Raw genomic sequence first — 17129 nt, 5'->3', positions numbered from 1 at the left:
TTGATTTTCGCGCACATTCAGCGTTTAAAAACCAGGGAAGAGAGTGATGTTTCATCTGATTTTCAGCATACCGAGTTGGTATGTGATCGCACGTTTCGTTTTTCCATTAGCCATGCCATTAGTGTTAAAGATCATCTTATCTCTGGTGGTGTTACTGGCTTCACAATACTTGTTGATCAGCCGATTTACGCCGGGTGGCATCTTTTCCCCTGAAATGCCACGCACGGTGATTATCCTGTTTAACTGGGCATTCGGAACGGTTTTGCTCCTTGCCTTCACCCAGTTCCTGATTGACGTTGTGACAGTGATTTCACTGTTGATCCGACACCCGCTGGTGATTACGCCCGGCGTGCGCTATCTGGCTGCGCTTTTTGCCATGGTGTTGTCCACCGTGGGCGTGCATCAGGCCATTCGTGTACCGCCGGTGAAAGAGGTGACGATTTACATCGACAACCTGCCGAAGGAGTTTGAAGGATATCAATTGCTTCAGCTCACTGATTTGCACATCACCAAACTCTTCAACGCCGCATGGACCACCGCCATGGTGAAAAAGGCGATGACGCTGGATGCTGACCTGATTCTGGTGACGGGCGATGTCATTGATGGCACCCTGGAAAATCGCAGAAATGACGTAGCGCCACTAAGGGGTTTGCATGCGCCAGACGGTGTTTATGCCATCACCGGTAATCATGAATATTTCTTTGAGCAGCAGCGCTGGACCGAACACCTCGCGACGTTGGGGCTACAGCCGTTGCTCAATAGCCACACAATCATTAAGCGCGGAGACGCAGAGCTAGTGATTGCCGGTCTGCCCGATGTCTCAGCTTCCCGCAGAGAGGCTATTGGCCCCGATCTCGAGCAGGCGCTGGCAGGTGTTCCCGCTAATGCCCCGGTGATATTGATGGATCATCAACCGCGTAATGCGCGTCAGAACGCCACGCATAAAGTCGATTTGCAGCTCTCCGGTCATACGCATGGCGGACTGATCGTCGGATTTGATCGGTTGTTTGTGAAACCCAACGCGGGCTTTGTTTCAGGGCTTTATGATGTGGATGGCATGCAACTCTATGTCAATAACGGCACCGCGCTCTGGCCGGGAATGGCGATACGATTGGGACGACCTTCAGAACTCACGCGAATGACGCTGCAGCGAAAAGAGTAATGGAGAAGGGATTAGCGGGCTATTCGATACAGAACGAATAGCCAGCATCATGAAGAACATGAAGCGCCATAAGTGTGATGTACAGGACTTATGGCTCTACTGGACGAGTCATGTTATCGATATGGCCAATACTCTGCGCTGTCACCACAAGCATTTTCAAAATGCTTATTTGGTGCCGCAGAGGGGGGTAGGCTTATAGCGGGTATTCAGTACCGAAACATCAACCGTTCTTGCTGCTCTATCCAGGTCATATGCCGCCTGAATGCGAAGCCACATTGCTGGTGTACTACCAATGACCGCCGACAATTTAATGGCCATCTCAGGTGTAATTGCTGTCACTCCAGAAACCATTCGTGATGCTGTAGAAGGGGCAATCGCCAAAGCACGTGCCAGCTCACGCACTCCAATATCGAGGTCTTCCATGATATCGGAAATGATTTCACCCGCGTGGGGGGGATTATGCATAGTCATCAGTGATAATCCTCATAATTAAGAATGTAAGCGTCACCATCTTTAAATTCAAAAGTAATACGCCAATTCCCCGTCACCGTGATTGACCAGATACCTTGTCTGTCACCTTTGAGAGGATGCAACCTGTAACCGCTGAGGTTCATATCCTCAATGTTCTCCGCCAGATCAATCACTCGAAGTCGTGTACGTAAACGTTTCTCATGAGCAGCGTTGATTTTTCGTGTCGAGCCGGTAGTGAAAAACTCTTCAAGCCCCTTATGTAGCCAGGTTTTAATCATCCTTGTATCTCACTGTTGCTTGATGTGGAACATCATAGCACATGTTCCACAGCATGCAACACCCCGCATAAAGGTTGTCGCTTCTACTTGCCTATACGCGGCTGGCCAACCCAAAGCGGCTTTGCAGCACGGCACCAATTTCCCCTTCCGCTAACTGCTGTTTTTCCACGCCATGCGCTGTGACCGTTTTCAACATATCGCCCAGCAGGATCAGCCGTCCCTCGGGGCGATGCTGCACGATAAGCAGTTTCTGCACAAAGATCGCATCAGGATGCGTAGAATTGAGGTAATTCGCCGGGGCAAAATCGATCCACTCCTGAGGTGACAAATCAAAGCCGTATTGATTGCACCACTCCCCCTCCACCTTCGCCTGCAACAGATACTCGCCTTGCGCATCACGAGTGAGTTTGAAGGTGTCAAAATCCTGCTTAATGTCGCTATCAAGCTCATCTAACGCAATCGGTGCACGAATGCCGTAGCTGCCAAAGCCGAGATCGCACAACCACTCACGTCCATCAACTTCAGCCACCAGCGCCATATGGGTTTTCGGACGGCGCACCGGATAGAACATCGGTCTTGCTGCCACAAAACGATAACCGATGCCCAACGCTTCCAGCGCCATGGCGAACAGCCCGTTGACTTCATAGCAGTAGCCGCCTCGCCCCTGGTACAGAATTTTTTCGCAAATGTCTTCGGGCACCAGCGAGACGATTTTCCCTGCCTGCACATCGAGATTCTCAAAAGGCACAGAGAACAGTTGATGGCGCATGATGGCATGCAGCGTGTCGGAATGAGCGGTCGCAGGGCCGTTGTAATTGATACGGCGGAAATAGCGGGAAAGATCGAAGTTATCGCAATGCATAGTGCCTCCTTGTCTGGTTCATGTTCGACACTATAGATGGCACCCGACATCGTCTGTATAGTCAGATTCATCAAAAATCAGACTGTACAGATCGACATGTCCGTCCTGCGATTATCGTCCCCGCATTACCGCCGCATTGCTGAAAGTCTGCGACACACCCTTGCCTCCGGTGCACTGCGACCCGGCGATCGCATGATCTCCGCACGCAGACTGGCTGATCGTGAGCAGGTTAGCCTGCCAACGGCGCTGGAAGCGCTGCGTTGTCTGGAAGCAGAAGGCTTGATTGTTGCGCGTCCACGCTCGGGTTACTTCGTCTGCCAGAGAGACATCTCACAGGAGATGCTGCCTGCGTGTGCTCTGTCGGGGCCCGTGCCCGTGACCTTAGCAGCTGTCGCGCGTTCATTGTTCAGCAGTGCGGAAACCCGTTTGATACCGCTCGGCGCAGCGCTGCCCGATCCCCACTGGCTGCCGACGGATACACTGCAGCGAGCGCTGCAATCGGCAAGCCGTCGTCTGGATGCCCATGGCCAAAGTTACAGCCTGCCACCGGGCAGGGCCGATCTGCGCAATAAGATCGCCGCACGCGCGGCACAGTGGGGAGCATGCTTTGGCGCCGATGACCTGGTGATCACCGCTGGCGCGACCCAGGCGCTTCGTCTGGCACTGCGTGCCGTGTGCCAGCCTGGCGATGCCGTTGCCATTGAGCAGCCAGCCTACTTCGGCACGCTCCTGCTGCTGGAGGATTTGGGCTTGAAGGCATTGCAAATCCCTACCGATCCGAAAGAAGGCTTGTTGCTGGCACCGCTCGCTGACGCCATTAAGCAGCATCGGCCCGCTGCCGTGCTGGCTTCTCCTACCGTGCAAAACCCGCTTGGCGCCAGTATGTCAGTCGCGCGCAAGCAGGAACTGGTCGCATTGCTTGAACAGGCGGGCATCCCGTTAATTGAGGGTGATGTGTATGGCGATCTGGCCGGCGAGGGACAGCGGCCACCTGCCTGCAAGGCCTTTGATCAGAGCGGCAATGTGATTTATTGCAGTTCATTGTCCAAAACCCTCGCGCCCGGCTGGCGAATCGGCTGGATAGCTGCCGGGCGCTACCACACCCAGGTATTACAGGCGCGCATGGCAGGCGACTGGGCGGGCGCGCCATTACTCGAAGCCGCCACCAGCGACGTCCTGGCCAGTGGGGACTACGACCGGCATCTGCGGCGCTTGAAAGTGCGGGTTGCGGATGGCGTGCGCACCGTCATCGCACAAGTTGAAGCGAGCTTCCCGAAGGGTACGCGCGTCACTGCGCCAGAAGCGGGCTTTTTACTGTGGGTTGAACTCCCACCAGCGGTTGATGCGCTGGAAGTGCATCGTCGCGCGCTGGCGCTGGGCATCGGGGTGAGCCCTGGACCATTATTTTCACCTGCGGCAGAGTTAGAGAACTTTTTGCGTTTGAATTGTGCGAATGAACCAACGACTCAGTTGCTCAATGCCGTGGACCAGATTGGCACGATTTGTCACGAGCTCACGACTTCATCGCGCCCAGCGGGGTTCGAGATAATTGATGGCTCAGAATGTTGAGCCATCGGTAGAGTTCAAATTAAACCAGCGTCCCCTTCACACCATGCGGTTCAGAACGCAAATACTGTGACGGGGCTTTGACCTGCGCATTCAGCGCGGCAGCAGCCTGCCATGGCCAGTGTGGGTTATAAAGGACTGCTCGAGCCAACGCGACCAGATCGGCGTCACCCTGCTCCACCACCGATTCAGCCTGTTGCGGATCGGTAATCAAGCCCACGCCGATAACCGGAATCTTCACCTGCTGGCGGATATCGCGTGCGAACGGCAACTGATATCCCGGCCCCACAGTGATGGTTTGCTGTGGTGATAGTCCACCGCTCGACACATGCACATAATCACAGCCCTGCGCTTCCAGCTTCTGACTAAACACAATGGATTGCTCAACGTCCCAGCCACCCTCGACCCAATCGCTGGCAGAGAGACGCACACCAACCGGAATCGAAGCAGGCACGGCAGCACGTACCGCCGCAAAGACCTCGAGTGGGAAACGTAAACGATTCTCCAGCGAACCACCGTATTGGTCCTGACGTTGATTGCTCAGCGGTGACAGGAACTGATGCAGCAGGTAACCGTGTGCAGCATGGATCTCAATCAGCTCAATACCCAGACGCACCGCACGCTTCGCGCTATCTACAAATGCTTGTTTGATGCGTGTCAGCCCCGCTTCATCCAGTGCCGTTGGAGCGGCATCCTGCTCTGCAAAGCCCAGCGCTGAAGGAGCAACGGTTTGCCAGCCACCTTCACTCTCCAGCAGTTGATGCCCTCCCTGCCATGGCGCACGGCATGAGGCTTTACGCCCTGCGTGGCCCAGTTGGATTCCCAGACGGATGGGTGACCAGGCGCGAATGTCAGAAAGCACACTGTGTAATGCGGCTTCTGTCTTGTCATCCCACAGCCCTAAATCTCCCGGTGAGATACGACCTATCACTTCTACGGCGGTGGCTTCCAGAATCAGCAATCCTGCACCAGACAGCGCCAGTGAGCCTAAATGGATGCGGTGCCAGCTGCTGGCGCATCCCGCATCGGCGGAGTATTGACACATCGGGGCAATCACAATGCGGTTCTCCAGCTCAAGCTCTCCGATATTTACGGCACTAAATAGTTGACTCATCTCGATTCCTTATCGTTGGTAGAGCAGCGATTCGCTGATTACTCAAGGTTATACCGTTTAACTCATTTTGTTGGTAAACAATGCCGTTAGCGTAAACAATGTATAGATCCGCATGTTAACGGCAGTCTTAATAATGGAAAATCCATTGACGACGAAAACATTCAAAGGAAACAAACAAAACCTGCCCGTCCGCTATTGCAAACAGTGTCACAAACCCATGACCTGGCGAAAAAAATGGGAGAATTGCTGGGAGGAGGTGCAGTACTGCTCGGAGCGCTGCCGCCGTGCGGCGAAAAGCCACACGGACAGCAGCGAGTGATAGCTGGATTTCAGGCGCTACGCTGTTGGCGCAGTTTCATTAGGACTTTCGCCAAAATGTTCACGCATATGGGCTTCAATCTCCTCCAGCGATTTACCGCGAGTTTCCGGCAACATCACCGCGACAAACACCAACGAGGCCACGTTGATGGCGGCAAAAATGAAGAAGGCATTATTCCCCACCAGCGACAGCAATGGCGGGAAAGCCAGGGCGACGAGGGCGTTACATACCCACTGAAAAGCCACGGCTGAACCCGTTAATACTCCGCGAACTTTCATCGGGAACAATTCAGACATCAGCAACCAGTACACTGGCGAGATACACATCTGCATAAAGAACAGAAACACCAGGATGCAAGCTAACGCCAGCAGGCTCTGCGTCAAGCTGTGCGGCAACAGCACCAGCACTACGCCCAGCGCCAGCTGCATGGCGATCACCACCGATAGCCCAGTCATCAGCATAGGACGGCGACCGAAATGGCTGATGGCTTTGATACCGGCAAAAGTTGCCAGCACCGACACCACACCGTTGCCAATCGTGGCGGCGATCGACGCACTGGTTCCCAGACCGGTGCTTTTGAGAATGATAGGCGTGTAATACATAAAGGCGTTCACACCGGTGAATTGTGCAACGATCCCCATGCCGCAGCCCAAGAGCAGCAGTCGCACTATCCATTTTTCTTTCAGCAGTTCGCGTGCGGGCGGCCCCTGGCGGGCTTCGCGCGCGTTCTGCCGCATCTCCGCCATCTCTTTTTTAATTTCGCGCGGGTTCTCTCGCAATTTACGCAGGATACGCAGCGCCTCATTGACGCGCCCTTCGGCCACCATCCAATGCGGTGAGGCCGGGACAAAGAAGGTGCCAATAAACAGCAAAATGCCGGGAATCATCGCCAGAGACAGCATATAGCGCCACATACTCGGGTCATGCAGCAGCAGGCTCATAGCCGCACTGACGATATAAGCCAGCAACTGCCCTGAAACAATCATCAACTCGTTACGACTGACCAGAGGCGCACGACGTTTCGGACCCGCAATCTCAGCGATGAACACCGGAACCGTTGAGGATCCTCCCCCCACCGCAAATCCGAGGATAAAGCGCATCACCACCATGATTTCTAGATTAGGGGCGATGGTCGTGCCCAATGCACCCGCCACAAACACCACCGCAAGGCTGCGCAGCGTAATTCTGCGGCCAAAGCGGTCAGAGACATAGCCGCTAACGAAGGCTCCGATGGCTGAACCGAACGTGAGCGCGGAAGTGACCAGCCCTTCGGTAAAAGGCGTGAGATTCAGCCCACCCTGCGAGATAGGTAGAGTCATATAGGGCAGCGCACCCGAAATGATGCCGGTGTCGTAGCCGAACGCCAGAGCGCCCATGGTTGCCACTAACACCACAAAAAACAGACGTTGCTTAACAGTGAAATTCAGAGATCCGCCGTCATCAGACGGTGGCTGGGAAGGGTTTTGCATTTAAGCTTCCATGGGTTGCAAAAACACGGCCAAAGCCCGTGTAAAGAAAGGTATGAGTATAGTCAGGATTTGAAAAATGAGATCTAAATCACGGTAATTCATTAAGCCGGTGTCTTTTTGCCGACAGGTTCACCGTCTTATTTCAAATCCTCATACAAGCGTGACCATTGACGGCGTGCACATCACACGAAAAGCGATGTATGCGCGACAGAGGAACTGCGAAGGTGATTAGGGCACTGGCTTAGAACAGGCGCAGCAACCCTCAGGGGTTAATCCATTGGAAGGATGTCAGACTTCCCGATGGGGAATAATTCAAACGTGCCCTGCGGTTGTCATTTCGCTGTAACTGAAACCAATCCAGTGACGCCGCCTGAAAAACCAGCACACCAAAATGGCGCTGACCGTCTTCCCCGCCCTCCTCATCTTGAGCATGGCGAACAGGTTCGCGCTGAGACAGCAATGCATCTCCGGGCGGCCCGCCGGTATAACTCCTACGCGTCCAGACTGACAGCCCTAGCCACGTTTGCTCGGCGAGAGCGCTTGCTGGTTCATATTGTTTAAAATGCCCCTGCAAACGTAACTGCAAGCGCGTTTGTGAGCAAAAACCCAAAATCGTTGCGGTGGGGTTAATGGCTAATTCCTGCCATTTTGCACTGCGGATATCGGTGTGAAATTCCAGAAGTCGTTGGGAACTGTCAGTGCGCCTTAACACCATCATGCGGGCCTGCGGTTTAAGTTCACTATCGATGGTGCAGACATTCAGATAACGAAACCCAGCGTGGGGATCGTTTGCTGCAGCGTTGAGTTCCTGCCAGGCCATGGCATCAATATTTTCAGGTTCTGCTGTCAAAAGTCACCCCCTCTCATGTAAAGAATAACGTTAAGTATAGGGACTCGTGCGCTTTCATTGAGGTATTGCGGGAATAGCTAAAAAAGGCGGAAACACTGAAGACGCTGAACCCTCCGCACACAAGGTACGAAGGGTTCAGACAGCAGATTATGCCAGGGCCTTTCTCCGTGGAGAATTCAGCCGAATCAGAATCGGTAATTCGCCGAGATGGATACGTTACGCGGTTCGCCGTACACGGTGTTTCTGCCGACATCAATGTTGTAGGTTTTGTCGAACAAGTTGTTCAGGTTAGCCTGCACAGAGAGCTGTTTGGTGACCTGATAGCGACCGAACAGATCCACCAGCGCATAGCTGCCTTGTTCTGCATACAGCGTTGAAGTCCCGCCAGGACCTGCCACGTTATCCCAGGTGTGCGTCTGCCAGTTCACGCCGCCACCCACGGTCAGATCCTGCAGCATCGGCAGACGATAGCTGGTGAACAATTTCAGTGAGGTACGAGGCTGCGTTGAGTTCAGCGCGGCATTATCGCCATCTTTCGCCACGTAACGTGTTGCACCAAAGGTCATTTGCAGGTTGTCGGTCACTGCGCCGTTGATCTCAAATTCAACGCCTTTGCTCACCGTACCGTTCTGCTCGTAATAGGCGTAATCGTTGCTGCCCGAAACCAGCGCATAATCCGTCGCGCCCAGGTGATCCTGTTCGATGCGGAACACCGCCAGCGACGCGGTGACACGGCTGTTCATCCAGTCACCCTTGATCCCGGTTTCATAGCTTTTGCCGGTGACAGGTGTGAGATAAGCACCCTGCGCGTTACGATAAGTCTGCGGTTTGAAAATCGAGGTGTAGCTGGCGTACGCGGAATAGGTGTCGTTGATGTCATACACCAGGCCCGCATACGGCGTGATGTTGTTCTTCTCCGTATTCTGCGTCAGCGTTTTGGCGTTGTATTGCGTGTAACGGGCGCCAAGGATCAGATGCAGTGGATCGGCCAGTGAAATGCGCGTGGCTAAATACGCGGATTTCTGACGGATCACATTATCCTGAGACAGTGCCTGATCGTCCCAATCCGGTTCTGGATAGTTGCCCCAGTCGTTAAAGTCGCCCACGTCTGCCGAGGTAAAGCTGGTGGAAGCGCTGACGTAGCGGTCGTGCTGACGAATATAAGTGACACCCGCCATTAATTCATGCTGACGACCAAAGAGCTCATACGGCCCCGTGACATAAGCGTCTGCGGTATCTTCTTTGCGTTTCGCGGTGTTATAGCCGGTGCCGCCTAACAAATCATAGCCTTCATAAGGGCCAATACCGATACCAGTCGATTTATCAAAGTAACCATCGATATACAGCAGCTTACTTTCCATGGTCGCTTCAGTGTGCGAGCCGCTCAGGTTGAGCTCCCAGCCGTTCTTAAATGTCTGCTTCAGGCTGGCGAACACCTTTTTGGAATCACTGTTGTTATAGGCCCAATCTGGCGCGATGTTGGTGCTGCGGGAGTAATTGGTTTTGCTGCCGTCGAGGTAGAACGTCGGTAAGCCACCCCAGGTCGCACCTTGTATGTTGGTTTCCTGGTAATCGTAACCCAGTGTCAGTGTCGTGGAATCGGTGAGATCGGCCGCGACGGTGCCATACAGGAATTTCTTCTGCGTATGGTAGTGATCCAGCCAGCTGTCGCCATCCTGATAGCCCGCCACCACGCGACCCCGCACGTTTCTTGATTCGGTCAGCGGACCCGATAAATCGGCTACGTAGCGCTGGGTGTCCCAGCTGCCATAGCTGGCTGAGAGATTACCCTGAAACGTTTTACTGTCTGCCTGCTTGTGCACCATATTCACGGATGCCGCCGGGCTACCCGCCCCTGTCATCAGGCCTGTCGCGCCGCGCACCACTTCAACGCGGTCATACACGGCGGTATCTGACAGGGTGTCACCCAGATTCCAGGCACTATCAATCAGTGCTGGCACACCATCGATTTGGTAGTTATCGATCATGAACCCGCGTGAGTAGAAGTTGCTGCGGTTGGCACCGGAGTTGAACTGGCTGACGCCCGTGGTGTTGGTTAAGACGTCAGTTAACGTCTCCAGCTTCTGATCCTGCATACGCTGTTTGCTGATGACAGAAATCGATTGCGGCGTGTCGCGCGCGGTCAGCGCTAATTTCGTCGCTGCACGCGTAACAGGGACGTTGTAGTCCGTGTCCTGGCTGTTATTGGTGCTACCAGCTGCCGCCGTAACTTCCAGCGTTTGCTCCTGAGTGTTGGTTTCAGCAGCGGAAACGTTCGGGCTGTGGAGTGCGGTGGCGATAACCAATGCCAGCAGTGAGAGTACAGGCAACGTTTGGATGCCACTGGCGTTATTATTCGCCTTTATTAACCTGGCCTGGCGTGAAGAACGAGACATTATCATCCTTTGAAATTTGTTATTAATGAGATGACTAGTGGGTGTTCAGATGCGCAAACGCCCAACTCCGTCAGGATTTGAGACAGAATTCCCTGTAAAACCTATTTTCAGATCCGACTACAGCAGGGAGCGCTTTCGCGTGAAAGAGACGCACAGCAACAGATTCCCCACCCGCCCAAGAAGGCGAATGAGAATTATAATTATTATGATTCACTGAGCAAGTTATTTACGGTAATGACGGAAAATAAACAGAACTTACGCTAAACTTATTACTTCAGGTGATAATCCCTTACGGACATAGTAAAAATAAATTGGTCTTAGCGTTTAAACTTATTCAATTTCTTTGCTGTCTCAAATGTTGAAATATCGTAGCAACCTTCCAACAGACAGTTATTGAGCGTGGCTCGATGAAATAATTAATAACGAATTTATTTTCGCTTTCGCATTAATCTATATTCCCGCATGTTAAATGGACAATACAGGCCGGAAGGCGTTTATTTGACTTAATCACACTAATGATTCATTCCCTGATTCAATTCAGGTTCCCAACGACAGTCTCATGATTGTTAAATAACCGCAAAACTGACCCAATTAAACCCTCTCGAAGTGAAATCATAACGATATGATATGTAACAACATAAAACATGGATTGATGACCTCGGGGTTTAGAGGCAGGAACCTACACTGACCTGAAATAGTTTTTTCAGTTTCTGCGCACGATGCTTATTGCAGGGAAAGCAACGCTGCCCATCCTCAGTGCTGGGTTGGGAAATGAAGATATAGCGAAGGTGACGATTCCTACTTCCAGCTCGTAACGCCATGGGCAATCACGTTCAGCGATTCACCGCGTTGCGGACAAGGCTGGCGGAGAACGATACCGCTGGCAAATTTTTCAATGCCGATATCGTCCTCCAACAGGCGCTCCATTAGATCCTGAAACATCGATATGGTGGGCGCGATAATCTTGAGCAGGTAATCGTAACCGCCACTGACGTTGTAGCAATCCACAATCTCTTGGTGACTGCTCCTCGCCCTTTGGCCGGGGAGCAGTCAACCACTGTGACATTGAATAACCCTAACTGGCAGCGGCGGATATCGGAACGCGTCTGATTGGTATTGAATATGATGCTATCAGCGACTATGAGAGCGGGTTCATCTTGCTATGATTGTGTGGCGGGATAACTTAACGATGAAGTTAAGGTTAGTGAACAGGCTGATAACCTACATTAAGATGATTGGCTAACTTGACGAGCCGTTTATCGAGCGTCCAGAGCGTTGCTCCGGGGGTAATGAGAGCAGATGCAAGCAAGGTGAGATCCACCAGGCCACACCCGTGTTCGTACAGCATTTTATTTTCAATAAATGCCATCACCTCACTCATGCTGGCTTGGTGGCATTGCGGTAACAGATTCAGGTCACGGAGTGTGCGCACGCGGGGCGCTGGCGGAGTGCCGCAGGCAAGTTCTCCAATCACCATTGGATGAATCAATACCAGGTCCCCGCTCAGTAACCGCACTAACTCTTCATTTCTGTTTTTGAAATGATCTACCCAGACAGATGTATTAACCAGAATGGACATTATGCAGACGGTTCCTCGCGACGGCGGGGAATGCTTTCCATTTCAGGCGCGGTGCCACCCAATGAAGCAAGGCGCTTTGCCGCTTGTACCCGAACAAACGTTTTCATCGCTTCACGGAAAATATCAGCCTTGTCCATATCTGGATCAGCCATATCCAGAGCCTGAGCATACAGCACATCATCAATCGTCACTGTAGTACGCATCTTGCCACCTCATATGATTCACAAACTGATGTCATCATGCATCAAAATATGAATCAGCTCAATTTCTCACCGCGATGATGACTCAGGTAAAAAGCGAGCAACATCGACGGCAATGATGTTCGTAGCTAAGCGCATACATTTCACCAAATTTCACCCTTCATTGTCCTGGTTGAAATCTTGCGAAGACGATCAGGACATCAATCGCGCTGCTATCGGAGATGTGAGATTCCATTGCGGCACGATTAATTCCATGCATGACAGGCTTGCCAGACACGCTAAACCGCTGGCAGACTTGTGCCAGCGTATAAAAGCTTGTCCAGAAAACGCAGCCCGGTTAACTCAGTTGATAAAACGTTCCAATCTCAGCTTCACTCAGCGCAAGTTTCTGCACCGAGCCGGTCTCCGATGAGCGCACCGCGGCTTCAAGCACCGCCATGACTGCAATGGCCTGAGCGGGAGAAACAGGATTAGCCTGCTTGCCTGCCAGCGCATCGCGCACCTGAATGTAGTACTGACGCTGGTCGCCTTTGGGCGTTTTGACTGACGTGACCTGCAGATTGCTGTCAAATACCATCAAATCATCCTGATCTTCGCCCCAGGTCGCGGAACCCGGTTCGATCCCAGCAATCAGTTGCGCTTCCTGCTGGTCGGCTTTAGGTTTGACCACGCTGCCTTTATCCCCGTGAACGGTAAACCGTGACACGCCACCCGCGGCGAGCATGCTGGCATGCAGGATCACTTTATGCTCCGGGTAGCTCAGTGTGACGTGCGCCCAGTCATTGCTTTTGCCGCCATGACGCAGGACGGCGATGTCACCAGCAATGGTTTCAGGCAGCCCAAACAGTTGCAGAGCCTGATCGATCACATGAGGGCCAATGTCGAACCATAAACCGCTGCCAGGAATATCGTGCTCTCTCCAGCGATCGCGCACCTCTGGACGGAAGCGATCGATGTGAGACTCAAAATGTTTAACCTGACCAATCACGCCAGAATCGATGACCTTCTTGACCCCCAGGTAGTCGGTATCCCAGCGGCGGTTTTGAAATACTGAAAGCAGTAATTTCTTCTCGCTGGCCAGTGCCGCCAGTTCTCTGGCCTCTTGCAGGTCCAGCGTGAAAGGTTTATCCACCACCACATGCTTGCCGGCGTTCAGCGCCATTTTAGCCAAAGGCGCATGAGTCGCATTGGGCGAGGCGATGACCACCAAATCAATATCTGCATGCTGGATGGCCGCTTCCGGGGAGTCGAGCACGATGACATCAGGCAGATCCTTTTTAACCTTCTCCTCACTGCCGGATGAAACAACATGAAGTTTCAAACCAGAAACGGATTGAATTAAAGGGGCATGAAATGTTTTGCCGACAAATCCGTAGCCGATCAGTGCAACATTAATTTCTTTCTCAATACTCATCTCTGTCTCCTTGCCATTAAGATTATGTGATGCTGACCTGCGTTGAACCGCTAACGTCAAACTCGTTCCAGGGTGCGTCAAGGAAGAGTTGATGGATATCGGTCAACGGTGCGACCAGATAGGGTTCACAGCGGTTGAGCTTCATATGATCGGCCACCACCCAGTGTTCGCTGCTGGCTGCCAGCATGGCACGCTTCACTTCAGCATCACCCTCCTGGCTGGCACTCAGTCCAAAGCGGGCATGCAGCGCACAAGCCCCCAGAATGGCGATGTCGGCACGATACTTTTCAAGCAGAGATAGTGTGGCTCTGCCGGAAAACAGCCGTTGTTGCTTGTCCCATTTGCCGCCCAAAAGAATGAGTTCGACTTCGGGTTTGTCGCTGAGGTGATGGGCGATATCCAGGGATGTGGTAATAACCGTTACAGGGCCTTTTAGCTGAGTGGCAACCGCCAGCACCGTACTGCCCGCATCCAGAAATAGTGTGGCGCCCGCAGGTATTTTTTCCGCTACACGCCTGCCAAGTTCGATTTTGACGTCGGGAATTAGTGCGCTGCGCTGGTGGCGATTCATCGCAGACAGATCCAGCGCCACGGCTCCCCCATGGTTTTTTTGCGCCAGTCCTTGTTTTTCCAGATCGACCAAATCGCGACGCACGGTGTCCGCAGAAACCTGCAGCTGCTCTACGAGCTGCCCAATTCCCACCTGCCCTTGCTCAAGAAGCAGTTCCATCAATAATTTTTGTCTGGCTGTTTTATGCATGCCAACCTCAAAGCCGCAAAATATTGCAATATGCAGCAGAATACAGCAAAAATAAAACGAATAATATTGTTTTGATAGAGCGTGAAAACACGTCTCAGCAATGTCCGCTGCCTATTCAGTTAAGCAGTTAAGCAGTTAAGCAGTTAAGCAGTTAAGCAGTTAAGCAGTTAAGCAGTTAAGCAGTTAAGGAAGATAGTCACGTTGCGCGATCTATATTAAGCTCAGTCGAGTCTAAGTGGCTCTTAATGCTTATGAGTTCGAGAAGGCCAAGGCACGAGCGGATTTTGTTAAATCATGAGCAGTGGGAGAATCAGCCACAGTCATACCTGCGCCTTGTCATGCAGTGGCATGGCGTTTTTTCTGTCAGGAGTTGGTTTGCTTGTTAATGTGTGATAACTCCCAATGTTTCAATAACAGGGCTCGCTGTAGTCCAAGACGACTGACATAAGTTGAGAGACGCTCTGCGTGTCTTTCAGCGACCACCAGACCGATATAGCCGTCTGGCCGAATTAAGTAAGCCGTGTCTTTTTTGAATCCTCTTTTCTCAAATGCTTCCTGCCAGGGAAAAACCTGCCAATCCATACTATGACGATCACACCAGTTCCTGACGTCTTCAGTTGCTCTGCCGTAGATGTGTATTTGCCAGGCTATCTTTCTCAGTGATGCATAATTGTCAGTCTCAGCCCCGGCGACATACGGCAGGCGATCGCCCGCACTGATCTCTCCCGCTTTTCCCTCACTTAGGGGGCTGTCCAAATAGCTCATCGTCGTTTGCGAGATTATCCGGAAAAGGTATTCGCGTACGCGACCATATTGATAGGCTTGACTGGCGATCGCTGGTGCAATGTGCGTACGCACGTAATCGGCGAATCCACCAGCGACAGTGACAAAGGTGAATACCCGATCTGTGGTTTTCACCAGTTTGTGAGCGAAGGCTTTGCGCTCCGTTTCATAGCTGTCCAGTAAGGTTTCAGGGGCCCGATATTTAATCACCGCAGCCAATTTCCACGCCAGGTTTATCGCATCGGCAATGCCCGTATTCATCCCCTGCCCTCCTGCCGGGCTATGGACGTGTGCTGCATCACCCAGCAGAAATGCGCGGCCATCACGGAAATGATTGGTCACCCGGTGATGAACACGGTAAGTAGAAAACCAGTTAACCTGTTGGATGCTGAGCCCTAGTCCACTGATGGCCCGTTGGCTGACATCGTCAAAAGCGTGTTGCTGCCTATCTCCTTCTTCACTCTCGACAGTGCCGATCAAACGTTATTGATGTTCTGGTCCATAAGGCATAACTAAAACAAAATCTGACTTGTCGAAAGCGATATGTCCCTCATTCGCGGGTGTCACTCCACTGGCCAGCACATCGGCAACGTAGAAGAGGTGGTTATAAGTGCCACCCTCGAAGTCGCTACCCATTTGATGGCGCACTGAAGAATGCGCTCCATCACAGCCTGCAAGGTAGGTGGCAGTGCAGATTTCGGTTTGCCCTGTTGGTGTCCTGATCGTAGCAACGACGTTATCGCCCTCTTCCCTGAACGACATGAATTCTGTTTGCCTTTCGACGTCAACACCAGCAGTATTTAAGCGTGCGATCAGAAGTTTTTCATGTATGTCCTGGGGCAATACAAGCACAAACGGATAGGGGGAAATACTTTTACCCGCATTCTGCAGGGGAATACGCGCCTTCGGTTCTCCCCTCGCCCACATATTCATCGCCGGCATTTTATAGCCTGCTGCTATAACCTCTTCAGCGATATCCAGCTGACGATAAAGCTCAAGCGTGCGAGCCTGAATAGCCATTGCTCGTGATGTTTCACCTGGTCCTTGACTCTTGTCGATGATTCGAACCGACACACCTTGACGGGTGAGCCAGAGTGCCAGCACCAAACCGGTGGGCCCTGCTCCAACGATGAGAACGTCGATATGGTTCATAGGAGTATCCGACTGTGGCGCGAGTAATACATGCAACGCCATGGTAAACGCCTGAGGTTAGTTTGATTCGCACATCTTAATGCAAAGTATAATTGCACTTGATAGCGCCGGACGTGCTTTAGCTCACCGTCTTTCTAATACTCAGAATAAAGCATTCTTACAGGCAGTAGATGAGTACCCTCCCCTTCCGGGCTTGCGATCATGGATGCTAATGTCTAAAGCGTGAAATGACATTGTCACGTTTTCAGATAGATTTCTCACCGACCTGAAAATGCTATAAGGTAGTGTATTAGAAGAAAATTTCAGAAATTTTCAGGCTGAAAATCACCATGTTTTTTTGGTGAAGATGAAGAGACGGCGATGATAGCTATTGGGTTGTTTGGACTCTACGTTTTGAATCCTGGTAAGGTATGTCGATGCATTCATCGTGCCGTATTTTTTGAATTGTTTATTTCTTCGCAACTGCTTGTTGGGCAATTTTCTACAAGAGTGAATATCCACCTAAGCGATAATCGGCATTTCGTTATCGTTCTAGTTTGACGTGCACTAATGCGTCATTGCCAAAAACAGCATACAAGCCTTATCCTGGATTCCGTCTTGTCTAAATCATCTCTAAGGTGTGATTAATCACTTTTGTTGGTTATAGAGATGGAATGATCGCATCTGATAAATGAAATGCTTTTGGTGCCAGCAATATTGGATTGGCCGGATAGGTTGAGTTGTTTGGATTGCATTGGATGCTGGATGCTGGATG

At 51.9% G+C, this 17129-nt stretch carries 15 protein-coding genes and 1 pseudogene; 3 read left to right on the top strand and 13 right to left on the bottom strand.

Going from position 1 to position 17129, the window contains the following annotated elements; genetic code table 11:
• Window positions 1–46 precede the first annotated feature (46 nt).
• The gene (locus VH86_RS04670; RefSeq protein ID WP_045832084.1) at window positions 47–1162 is read left to right on the top strand and encodes a metallophosphoesterase; all 1116 of its coding nucleotides are present in this window, start codon (window positions 47–49) and stop codon (window positions 1160–1162) included.
• Between the two features lie 165 nt (window positions 1163–1327).
• On the opposite strand, the gene VH86_RS04665 is transcribed toward VH86_RS04670, so the two are convergent.
• The 3 genes from VH86_RS04665 to VH86_RS04655 all read right to left on the bottom strand — a co-directional run bounded on the left by VH86_RS04665 (window position 1328) and on the right by VH86_RS04655 (window position 2773).
• Window positions 1328–1633 carry a HigA family addiction module antitoxin gene (locus VH86_RS04665; RefSeq protein ID WP_045832083.1) on the bottom strand — a complete coding sequence of 102 codons (306 nt, stop codon included), beginning with the start codon at window positions 1631–1633 and terminating at the stop codon, window positions 1328–1330.
• Entirely contained in the window at window positions 1633–1911 is a 279-nt protein-coding gene (locus VH86_RS04660) for a type II toxin-antitoxin system RelE/ParE family toxin (RefSeq protein ID WP_045832082.1), read from the bottom strand. The genes VH86_RS04665 and VH86_RS04660 overlap by 1 nt, the downstream gene beginning before the upstream one ends.
• Window positions 1912–2002: 91 nt before the next feature.
• A complete protein-coding gene (locus VH86_RS04655) occupies window positions 2003–2773 on the bottom strand; it encodes an arylamine N-acetyltransferase (protein ID WP_045832081.1) in 771 nt (256 codons plus the stop codon).
• 36 nt (window positions 2774–2809) lie between these two features.
• Between VH86_RS04655 and VH86_RS04650 the strand changes: the two genes are divergently transcribed.
• The gene (locus VH86_RS04650) at window positions 2810–4342 is read left to right on the top strand and encodes a PLP-dependent aminotransferase family protein (protein WP_045832080.1); all 1533 of its coding nucleotides are present in this window, start codon (window positions 2810–2812) and stop codon (window positions 4340–4342) included.
• A 19-nt stretch (window positions 4343–4361) separates the two neighbouring features.
• Here the strand turns inward: VH86_RS04650 and VH86_RS04645 are convergent, their stop codons facing one another.
• Window positions 4362–5453, bottom strand: coding sequence for an NADH:flavin oxidoreductase/NADH oxidase (locus VH86_RS04645; RefSeq protein WP_045832079.1), 1092 nt, complete (start codon window positions 5451–5453; stop codon window positions 4362–4364).
• A gap of 133 nt (window positions 5454–5586) precedes the next feature.
• Here VH86_RS04645 and VH86_RS26265 point away from each other — a divergent pair, with 133 nt between their 5' ends.
• Complete coding sequence (locus tag VH86_RS26265; protein ID WP_072050577.1) at window positions 5587–5772, top strand: DUF2256 domain-containing protein; 186 nt, start codon at window positions 5587–5589, stop codon at window positions 5770–5772.
• Between the two features lie 17 nt (window positions 5773–5789).
• Here VH86_RS26265 and VH86_RS04640 read toward each other — a convergent pair whose 3' ends face one another.
• The 9 genes and pseudogenes from VH86_RS04640 to VH86_RS26055 all read right to left on the bottom strand — a co-directional run bounded on the left by VH86_RS04640 (window position 5790) and on the right by VH86_RS26055 (window position 16375).
• The gene (locus VH86_RS04640) at window positions 5790–7241 is read right to left on the bottom strand and encodes a sugar porter family MFS transporter (protein WP_045832078.1); all 1452 of its coding nucleotides are present in this window, start codon (window positions 7239–7241) and stop codon (window positions 5790–5792) included.
• A 262-nt stretch (window positions 7242–7503) separates the two neighbouring features.
• Window positions 7504–8091 (bottom strand): pyridoxamine 5'-phosphate oxidase family protein, encoded by a 588-nt coding sequence (locus VH86_RS04635; RefSeq protein ID WP_231647133.1) that lies wholly within the window; start codon window positions 8089–8091, stop codon window positions 7504–7506.
• Between the two features lie 185 nt (window positions 8092–8276).
• A complete protein-coding gene (fhuE, locus tag VH86_RS04630) occupies window positions 8277–10487 on the bottom strand; it encodes a ferric-rhodotorulic acid/ferric-coprogen receptor FhuE (RefSeq protein ID WP_052696544.1) in 2211 nt (736 codons plus the stop codon).
• A 798-nt stretch (window positions 10488–11285) separates the two neighbouring features.
• Entirely contained in the window at window positions 11286–11498 is a 213-nt protein-coding gene (locus tag VH86_RS04625; protein WP_255352460.1) for an Lrp/AsnC ligand binding domain-containing protein, read from the bottom strand.
• A gap of 190 nt (window positions 11499–11688) precedes the next feature.
• Window positions 11689–12066: a type II toxin-antitoxin system VapC family toxin gene (locus VH86_RS04620; RefSeq protein ID WP_045832077.1), complete on the bottom strand. Its 378-nt coding sequence runs from the start codon at window positions 12064–12066 to the stop codon at window positions 11689–11691.
• Window positions 12066–12269 (bottom strand): type II toxin-antitoxin system VapB family antitoxin, encoded by a 204-nt coding sequence (locus VH86_RS04615; RefSeq protein WP_045832076.1) that lies wholly within the window; start codon window positions 12267–12269, stop codon window positions 12066–12068. The genes VH86_RS04620 and VH86_RS04615 overlap by 1 nt, the downstream gene beginning before the upstream one ends.
• A gap of 334 nt (window positions 12270–12603) precedes the next feature.
• Window positions 12604–13680 carry an oxidoreductase gene (locus tag VH86_RS04610; protein WP_045832075.1) on the bottom strand — a complete coding sequence of 359 codons (1077 nt, stop codon included), beginning with the start codon at window positions 13678–13680 and terminating at the stop codon, window positions 12604–12606.
• 22 nt (window positions 13681–13702) lie between these two features.
• Window positions 13703–14440, bottom strand: coding sequence for a DeoR/GlpR family DNA-binding transcription regulator (locus tag VH86_RS04605; RefSeq protein ID WP_045832074.1), 738 nt, complete (start codon window positions 14438–14440; stop codon window positions 13703–13705).
• A 363-nt stretch (window positions 14441–14803) separates the two neighbouring features.
• Window positions 14804–16375: pseudogene (locus VH86_RS26055) on the bottom strand (FAD-dependent oxidoreductase).
• Between the last annotated feature and the right edge of the window lie 754 nt (window positions 16376–17129).

This window comes from Pantoea sp. BL1 (genome assembly GCF_000963985.1).
In the GTDB taxonomy this organism is placed as follows: domain Bacteria; phylum Pseudomonadota; class Gammaproteobacteria; order Enterobacterales; family Enterobacteriaceae; genus Pantoea; species Pantoea rwandensis_B.
This window is presented reverse-complemented; position numbering and strand designations above follow the sequence as displayed.

Bases quoted from the DNA above. Each gene is read 5' to 3' on its own strand.
- VH86_RS04670 (WP_045832084.1), top strand. From the start codon at position 47: ATGTTTCATCTGATTTTCAGCATACCGAGTTGGTATGTGATCGCACGT.
- VH86_RS04665 (WP_045832083.1), bottom strand. From the start codon at position 1,633: ATGACTATGCATAATCCCCCCCACGCGGGTGAAATCATTTCCGATATC.
- VH86_RS04660 (WP_045832082.1), bottom strand. From the start codon at position 1,911: ATGATTAAAACCTGGCTACATAAGGGGCTTGAAGAGTTTTTCACTACC.
- VH86_RS04655 (WP_045832081.1), bottom strand. From the start codon at position 2,773: ATGCATTGCGATAACTTCGATCTTTCCCGCTATTTCCGCCGTATCAAT.
- VH86_RS04650 (WP_045832080.1), top strand. From the start codon at position 2,810: ATGGCACCCGACATCGTCTGTATAGTCAGATTCATCAAAAATCAGACT.
- VH86_RS04645 (WP_045832079.1), bottom strand. From the start codon at position 5,453: ATGAGTCAACTATTTAGTGCCGTAAATATCGGAGAGCTTGAGCTGGAG.
- VH86_RS26265 (WP_072050577.1), top strand. From the start codon at position 5,587: ATGGAAAATCCATTGACGACGAAAACATTCAAAGGAAACAAACAAAAC.
- VH86_RS04640 (WP_045832078.1), bottom strand. From the start codon at position 7,241: ATGCAAAACCCTTCCCAGCCACCGTCTGATGACGGCGGATCTCTGAAT.
- fhuE (WP_052696544.1), bottom strand. From the start codon at position 10,487: ATGTCTCGTTCTTCACGCCAGGCCAGGTTAATAAAGGCGAATAATAAC.
- VH86_RS04620 (WP_045832077.1), bottom strand. From the start codon at position 12,066: ATGTCCATTCTGGTTAATACATCTGTCTGGGTAGATCATTTCAAAAAC.
- VH86_RS04615 (WP_045832076.1), bottom strand. From the start codon at position 12,269: ATGCGTACTACAGTGACGATTGATGATGTGCTGTATGCTCAGGCTCTG.
- VH86_RS04610 (WP_045832075.1), bottom strand. From the start codon at position 13,680: ATGAGTATTGAGAAAGAAATTAATGTTGCACTGATCGGCTACGGATTT.
- VH86_RS04605 (WP_045832074.1), bottom strand. From the start codon at position 14,440: ATGCATAAAACAGCCAGACAAAAATTATTGATGGAACTGCTTCTTGAG.